The sequence below is a fragment of the Mesorhizobium sp. CO1-1-11 genome, assembly GCF_020164995.1.
GTDB classification, from domain to species: Bacteria; Pseudomonadota; Alphaproteobacteria; order Rhizobiales; family Rhizobiaceae; genus Mesorhizobium; species Mesorhizobium australicum.
The window spans coordinates 1-6370 of record NZ_JAIUHE010000049.1 but is presented as its reverse complement, the minus strand read 5'-3'; the positions used below and the strand labels follow the sequence as shown (position 1 = coordinate 6370).

Annotated in this window: 5 protein-coding genes; all 5 read right to left on the bottom strand. The window is 63.1% G+C overall.

Going from position 1 to position 6370, the window contains the following annotated elements:
* Window positions 1-833 precede the first annotated feature (833 nt).
* Genes LB554_RS29270 through LB554_RS29250 form a run of 5 tightly spaced genes read right to left on the bottom strand, consistent with a single transcriptional unit; the run spans window position 834 to window position 6218 of the window.
* A complete protein-coding gene (locus tag LB554_RS29270; RefSeq protein WP_224588290.1) occupies window positions 834-1739 on the bottom strand; it encodes a LysR substrate-binding domain-containing protein in 906 nt (301 codons plus the stop codon).
* A gap of 59 nt (window positions 1740-1798) precedes the next feature.
* Complete coding sequence (gene argH / locus LB554_RS29265; RefSeq protein WP_224588288.1) at window positions 1799-3187, bottom strand: argininosuccinate lyase; 1389 nt, start codon at window positions 3185-3187, stop codon at window positions 1799-1801.
* A gap of 7 nt (window positions 3188-3194) precedes the next feature.
* Complete coding sequence (locus tag LB554_RS29260) at window positions 3195-4556, bottom strand: MmgE/PrpD family protein (protein WP_224588286.1); 1362 nt, start codon at window positions 4554-4556, stop codon at window positions 3195-3197.
* Complete coding sequence (locus LB554_RS29255) at window positions 4549-5442, bottom strand: polysaccharide deacetylase family protein (RefSeq protein ID WP_224588284.1); 894 nt, start codon at window positions 5440-5442, stop codon at window positions 4549-4551. The genes LB554_RS29260 and LB554_RS29255 overlap by 8 nt, the downstream gene beginning before the upstream one ends.
* Window positions 5439-6218: a polysaccharide deacetylase family protein gene (locus tag LB554_RS29250; RefSeq protein ID WP_224588282.1), complete on the bottom strand. Its 780-nt coding sequence runs from the start codon at window positions 6216-6218 to the stop codon at window positions 5439-5441. The genes LB554_RS29255 and LB554_RS29250 overlap by 4 nt, the downstream gene beginning before the upstream one ends.
* Window positions 6219-6370 lie beyond the last annotated feature (152 nt).

Genomic DNA, 6370 nt, shown 5'->3' with positions numbered 1-6370 from the left:
TGTCCAAGGAAGTGGCGTGATCGACCACATCTCATCCCGAAGCCGGTAAACCGCGGCTTATGAGTTCACGGCCTAGTCCGCCGCGGGGCGACGGCGGACAAGTGCATGCGGCTTGTAGAGGCCGACAATGCGTAGCGACTGGAATAGCGCGGCCGTTGCTCTTGCGGCCAACAGCGGCTACGGCGGGGGATATTACCGCCCACCTCGCACGGCCTACGGCGTGGCCTGGGATCAATTCTATGAACAGAACTATGCGCTAATGTGGCGGTGCCGGGACAAGGCCACCGGCCGGTTCGTCGACGACTTCTATTGCAATGGGAGCCCATGATCGACAGCACTTGGCCAGGGTGGTCGGCGTCGGGGACTGCTATGGATCGATCTCGCTACGACAATCAATCCAAACAATGGCGCAAGCGGCAAGGCGCACAGCGGCGGCGGGCGCGTCTGCTGGCAGGCGCGCCGAAACGGCTGGTCCTCTGGACGGTTGCCGCAGTCGCCGCACTGACCGCGCAGTTCGTCATGCAGCGCGGCGGTGATATGCCCGATGTCAATCTATCGAACTTGATCGGCCTAAAGCCGGATTCGGATCGCTGGGGTCGCGTCCGTCATAGATGGCGACACAGCCACCATCTCCGTCGACCTGCAGGGTTCCGGCCCAGATGAGCGACCGGTCGCCCCGCCGTTCGGTCCGGCGCATAGACATAGGTGACGCCGGTGGGTCGCTCCCGTCCCATGTTCGGTACCGGGGGCGCCTCGACGCGCGCGGTCTACGATCTCATCAACGCCGCGGACAAGAGCGGGGCCGGCAGTGCCGCACCGATGCTGCAGGGATTTTACGTTGGCCGCTCCCTTACCAACCAGTTTAGCAGGTCGGACACGCGTGCTTTGGCGTCCTCTCGCGCCGGGCAGATCGCGTAGTAGCCATAGCCGCTTTCGATGATGCGCCGAAAGGGGGTGACAAGCGTGCCACTTTCCAGATCCTGTCGTGCAAGATGCATGTCGCCCATCGTGACGCCATAACCGCTTGCCGCTGCCGTCATCGCGAAATCCTGGGTGTCGAATATCTGGTTGCGCACCGCCGTCAGGTCATAGGCGCCCTCGGCCTGCAGCCACAGCGTCCAGTCGCTCTGTCGCGCATTGGAGTGCAGCAGCACGCAGTCGGCCAGGCTTTCGATCCGCGCTGGGTTGCCAAGCGAGGTGGCAAACGAGGGCGAGCACATCGGGGTCAGTTTTTCGGGCAAAAGCAATTCGACATGCATGCCCGGCCAATGGCCGTTGCCATAGAGGACCAGCAGGTCGATGTCGCCGGTCCCGAAGGTCGGGCGGGCGAACCAGGCAGTGTCGATCGTGATGTTCAGACCCGGATGGCGACCATGAAGGTCCGTCAGTCGAGGCAGAAGCCAGCGCCGGGCGAAGGTCGGCGGCATGCGCACCGTGAGCGACCGCCCCCTGGTCCGTGTTGCCTCGAAGGAGTTGCGCAGCGAGATAAGCAATCCGTTGACGATGGGAACGATCGCCTCTCCTTGCTCCGTCAGCACCACTTTGCGCGTGTGGCGCTGGAACAGGCTGCAGCCGAAGTAATACTCGAGCTGCTGTATTTGGCGGCTGATTGCGCTCTGGCTGAGATTGAGCTCGGAGGCAGCCAGCGTGAAGCTTCCGGTTTCCGCGACGACGGAAAAGGTCTGCAATGTCTGCAGCGGCGGCAACCGATTCTGTTGGAACGCCAGTTTCAAAACCATTCTCCGCGATGGACCCGTCATTAAACAGGCGTTCTCGCGTAGGTAAATAGCTCGCCTAATTACCCGAGCATGACCCGCAGTTCGGCCGCGGCGCGGCGAACCTGCACGGGTGCGGTGCCGCCGCGATGGTTGCGGCTGGCAACGGAGCCTTCCGTCGTCAGGGCATCCACCACGTCCTCCGAGATAATGGGAGCAAAAGCCTGCATGGCAGCAAGCGGCATCGCGGAAAGTGTAGCGTAACCCTGGTCTCGTGCCGCGCCCACGATCGCGGCCACCGCATGGTGGGCATCCCGGAAGGGCATGCCGGCGCGCACGAGATAATCTGCGAGGTCTGTCGCCGTCGAATAGCCTTTTTCCGCAGCCGCGCGCATGTTGGCGGCCTTGACCTTAATCGTCGGCAGCATCTGCGTCGTGACGGTAACCGCGCCACGCACATTCTCCAACGTATCGGTCAGCGGCGGCTTGGATTCCTGCTGGTCCTTGTTGAAGGCGAGAGGCTGAGATTTCATCAGGGCCACCGACGTCGTCAGGTTGCCGATAACACGCGCGGCCTTGCCACGGACAAGCTCGGCAAGATCAGGATTGCGCTTCTGCGGCATGATCGACGAGCCGGTGCAGAACTGATCGCCGAGCTCAATGAAATCGACCATTGGCGTACACCACAGGATGACCTCCTCGGCAAAGCGCGACAGGTGGCCCATGATGACTGCCCCGGCCGAGCAGATATCGACCACGTAATCGCGATCGGACACCGCGTCGAGCGAATTGCGGAAGGCGCGCGAAAAACCGAGTTCCTGCGCGCTGAAATCAGGATCAATGGGATAGCTTGTTCCCGCGAGCGCCGCGGCGCCCAGCGGTGACACGTTGAGGCGCTCGCGCGCCTGGCCAATGCGCTCGACATCGCGGCTGAACATCTCCGCATAAGCCATCAAGTGATGGCCGAACGTAACCGGTTGCGCGATCTGAAGGTGGGTGAAGCCCGGCATGATCGTAGCCGCATGGGGTTCCGCGAGATCGACGAAGGCGAGGATAAGCGCCTGCAACTCAAGGCCGAGCGCTGCGAGTTCGGCTCGTGCATAAAGGCGAATATCCGTCGCGACCTGGTCATTGCGCGAGCGGGCGGTGTGAAGCTTCTTGCCGGCGTCGCCGACCAGCGCCGTCAGGCGGCTTTCGACGTTCATGTGGACGTCCTCGAGCTCCTTCCTCCACGCAAAAGCACCGGATCCGATTTCCCCAGCGATCGTGTCGAGACCGACCTGGATGGCATCGTGGTCCGTGGGCGTCAGGACGCCTGCGCGCATTAGCATCCGGGCATGAACCTTGGAGGCGGCGACGTCATAGATGGCGATGCGCTTGTCCTGGTCGAGGCATTCGTGAAAGTCGCGAAAGTCGGTCGAGACTGCCTCCTTGAAGAGGGGCGACCATGTTGCGTTCGAAAGTGCGGACATTGTCATCTCACGGTTGGAGCAGGTTGGTGAAAGGGCGGACATCGGCGACGGCATCGATGCCGAGGATCTCATCGCGGAGCGCGGCAATGCGAGTTTCCGGCAGCACTGCGCCGGCAAGGTCGGTGTATTTGGCAATGATGCGTTCATCGCTCAGGGGATTGAGCGGTCCGCCGAGCGGATCTTCCACCTTCGCCGAGAACGCGCTCCCATCAGGGGTACGGATATGCACGGACGGCTCTTCCTCATCGCGCATCGCCTGGTCGACGCGAACCGTCACACGGTCCAGCCATTTGCCGATCGCTGGATCACGCCAGGCTTTCTCCTCGAGCTCGGCCAACGAGACCTTGCCGTAATGCAGCCGCGCCGCGACCGCATAAGGCAGGCTCATCTGCGCCTGCGCTCGCGAGGTTACATTCTTGTGGCCGCACATGCCGAACTGGAAGCCGCTCATCTCGACGGAGACCGAAGCGACATCCGAACTCGCCAGCCCGTTGTCCCCGAGCATCAAATCGATGGCGTCGATGGCTGAATGCGTGCCGCGGCACGTCGCGTGCGGTTTGATTGAGCAGCGGTTGAGCCGCCAGTTCTGGCCGAAATCGCGACTGAGCTCTTCCGGCGCCGCCCGCACGTCACCGAAGGTTCGGAAAAATCCGCCCCAAACATCGTTGAAAGCCGAAATTGGCCCGCGAAAACCGGACCGAGCGAGCCGGGCCGAAACGTAGCCGCCCTCCGCGGCACGGCCGGCGTGAAGCTTCTTGGCAGGGCCGCCATCATGGATGAAGGCCCAGGTCCCGCCCGAATAGGAGAGCGCGCAGCCTAGCGCCGAGGCTATGCCGTCTCGATCCAGCCCCAACAGTGTCGCCACGGCCGCCGCAGCGCCGAAGGTCCCGCAGGTGCCAGTAGAATGCCAGCCTTTGCCGTTGTGGGTTTCATAGCCGCCGCAGGCCTCCAGGACGCGGCGTCCCACCTCATACCCAAGCAGCACCGATTTGAGGAACAGGCGACCGTCCACCGCCCGTCCGGTCGTCTCGAGTGCTGCGATGACGGCCGGCAGGACGACGGCGCCGGAGTGGTCGCAGCCGCCGGAGTCGTCCAGTTCGAAGGCATGCGCGGACACGCCGTTGATGAAGGCGGCGGTGCGGGCGTCGGTCTTGAGCGGCAGTCCCCAGGCGCTCGCCTCTCCTATGTCGCCCTTCAACCCAAGTGCGTCGACCGCGAGCTTCGTCTCGAGGGATGTCGCGCCCGCGATCGAAACGCCCACCGTGTCCAGGATATGGAGCTTGGCTTTTCGCACCGTGTTTTCAGGAAAGTCCGAAAAGTCCGTGGCAGCGAGTTTGTCGGCAAGTGCAGTCAGAATGGTTTCAGTCATCGACGCCCTGCTCCTTGCGGTAGGCGTCGAAGACCTGGATCGGATGATCATTCGCGACGGTCGAGCCAAGCGCCTTCTGGCGCTCCGCTATCTCGGCGCCAGTCGCCAGCCACACATCGTCGAAGCTGAGGATGTGACGCAGCAGGTCCTCGACAAGCGAGATGCGCCCAGGTGTTCCGCTCCATTCCGGTCGAAGCTGGATAACGTAGCAGAGGCCGAAGCGGCGATATGCGTCGAACTCGGCGACCCAGTTGTGAAGGACGCCTTCGTAGTCGGGTATCCGGCCCTGCCCCTTCGGAAAGGCGGGCGCGAAATTGAACTGGAAATAGGGCCGGTCTTCCAGCTCGATGTGAACCGGAATTGCCACAAGGCCGGACGGATGAGTGTAGGGCACGTCGTCGCCATTGAGGCTGGCCGACCAACTGTAGCCCGCTTCCATCAGAAGTCTGTCGAACCCTGGGGGCCAATTGCCCTGCGGCAGGCGAAACCCGGTTGTGTGCCTCCCCGCCAGCGTTTCCAGTGCGTCCCTCGAGCGCTTGAGGCTGTCGAGCGACCGGGCAGGCGTGAGCGCATCGTAGCGATCGAAGGCAAGACCGCTGCTTGCGATCTCGTGCCCCGCATAGGCGATCCGACGCACCAGGTCGCCATGGCGATCCGCCGTTTGGGCGTCCAGGAACCAGCTTGCCTTGACGCTCGATGTGGCGAATGTCCGGCAAAGCCGTTCGACGCCACGGGTTGCGCCGAATTGCCAGACCGACAGGCTCTTCGATCTGTTGGCAAGATCGGGAGCGGCGGCTATCGCGTCGGCTCCGTCGTCGAACGGCACCGCGATCATCACGGCGCAGTTTTTGCCCTTGGGCCAGATTGTAGGCTGTGGCGTGGTCATGGCGTCGGCTTTCGATTGTCGGCCTCGGACCAGCGTTCGATCCACCAATGGGCAATGTCGCCGAGACGGGCCGTCCAGACGCTGTCGCCTTTGCTGGCGATCACCTTGAACAGGCCTTCGAGAATGGAAAGACGCCCTGGCTTGGCGCATACCTTCGGATGCAGGATCGTCGTCCAGCACAGCCCTTCGCGGTGATAGCCTTCGAACTCCGCGCACCAGTTGCGCTCCACGACGCGATAGTCTGCAATCCGGTCAAGCCCGACGGGGAAATCCGGCGTCTCCGTGTAGGCAAGCGCGGTGTAGTCGTCGATGTCCCAGCGCGCCGGGACTTCAACGAGCCCGGGACCCTCATCGGAAGGATGGAAGTAGGGGCGGTCGTCGCCGCGCATGGAACTCGAGTAGATGACGCCGAAATCCTGGAGAAGCGCCACCGTTTCGTGGCTCCAATCGCCCGATGGTGTTCTGAACCCGATAGGGGTCACGCCGAGCCGGTCGCGAAAAATCCGGCGCGACCGCGCCATCACGTCCAGTTGCTGCTCCGCCGTGAGGTCAATGAACACCTCGTGGCGGTGACCGTGATAGCCAACTTCGTGCCCGCCGGCCACGATGCGCTCGCACCGGTCGGTCCAGTGCTCCACAACCCAGGTTGGGATAAAGAAGGTGGCCCTGAGGTCATAGGCCGCGAGCAGGTCGAGTAATCTCGGCAGCGCGCGCCATGGGCCATAGGCGCCCTGCGTGAAATAGCGCGGGTTGCAAAGCAGCGATCCGTCGAGCATCGCGTCTCCCGTCGGCCCATCGACGTCGAAAGCGAGACCGACTGCGGATTGTCTTCCGGCTGGCCAAAGCGAACCGATGATAAGAGGCGACTGCGGCATGGCGTGGTCATTCTGTTTGGGGATTCATCCGCGCCCCGCCCCCCCCGGCGGGG

Coding starts and splice junctions, on each gene's coding strand:
- LB554_RS29270 (WP_224588290.1), bottom strand. CDS start 1,739: ATGGTTTTGAAACTGGCGTTCCAACAGAATCGGTTGCCGCCGCTGCAG.
- LB554_RS29255 (WP_224588284.1), bottom strand. CDS start 5,442: ATGACCACGCCACAGCCTACAATCTGGCCCAAGGGCAAAAACTGCGCC.
- LB554_RS29260 (WP_224588286.1), bottom strand. CDS start 4,556: ATGACTGAAACCATTCTGACTGCACTTGCCGACAAACTCGCTGCCACG.
- LB554_RS29250 (WP_224588282.1), bottom strand. CDS start 6,218: ATGCTCGACGGATCGCTGCTTTGCAACCCGCGCTATTTCACGCAGGGC.
- argH (WP_224588288.1), bottom strand. CDS start 3,187: ATGTCCGCACTTTCGAACGCAACATGGTCGCCCCTCTTCAAGGAGGCA.